The organism is Shinella sp. JR1-6 (genome assembly GCF_004284735.1).
In the GTDB taxonomy this organism is placed as follows: domain Bacteria; phylum Pseudomonadota; class Alphaproteobacteria; order Rhizobiales; family Rhizobiaceae; genus Shinella.
In genome coordinates this window covers 1-663 of the sequence record NZ_SHMI01000130.1, presented here as the reverse complement: position 1 = coordinate 663, position 663 = coordinate 1, and the positions used below count along the sequence as shown (strand labels likewise).

Annotated in this window: 1 protein-coding gene; it reads right to left on the bottom strand. The window is 55.8% G+C overall.

The window, feature by feature from the left end:
- Positions 1 to 53: 53 nt before the first annotated feature.
- Positions 54 to 663 (bottom strand): IS6 family transposase (locus tag EXZ48_RS34720; RefSeq protein ID WP_130521637.1); only part of this gene is annotated, 610 nt, incomplete at its 5' end.

The window sequence follows — 663 nt, the reverse complement described above, 5'->3', positions numbered from 1 at the left end:
GGTGGCGTCGCCTTAACCTGACGTAGGACGCAATCATTTCTTTGTCCTGAATTTCAGGCTTGGATCGGCAACGCGATCTCACGCCAGGTGGCGCTGGGGAGGGCGCGGAGTTGGCGATGATCAGCGGCATTCAGGTGTTTTCGATGAAGTTGGAAAAGATTGGCAATTTGGCCGTGGGTTGAGACGAAACGTTGGCATTGACCTGCCGACTTGAACCGCATCATGCGTCGCTCTCGTCGTCGAACGGGAAGGTGAGAATTTTCTGCGAGGTTGTTGAGCCCTTTGTGCGAACGGTGTTCGATCCCCAGCATGATCTCTCGCTTTGCGGCGGAATAAGAACGCAGCTTGTCTGTCACCATCACGCGCGGCGCAACACCTTGGCTCTTCAACAATTTGCGCATCAGCCGAAGAGCGGCTCCCTTTTTTCTGCGGCTTTGCAGCAGAGCATCGAGAACGTAGCCGTTGGCATCGACGGCGCGCCACGGCCAGTATTTCTTGCCCTTGATCGATACGACCATCTCATCGAGATGCCATTTGTCTGCGAAGTTGCCGATCGACCGCCGCTCGAGTTGGTGGGCGAATTTCAGGCCAAACTTAGTCGTCCATTCTGAGACGGTCTGAACCGAGACGGCAATGCCGCGCTCGGCAAGCAGGTCTTCGATA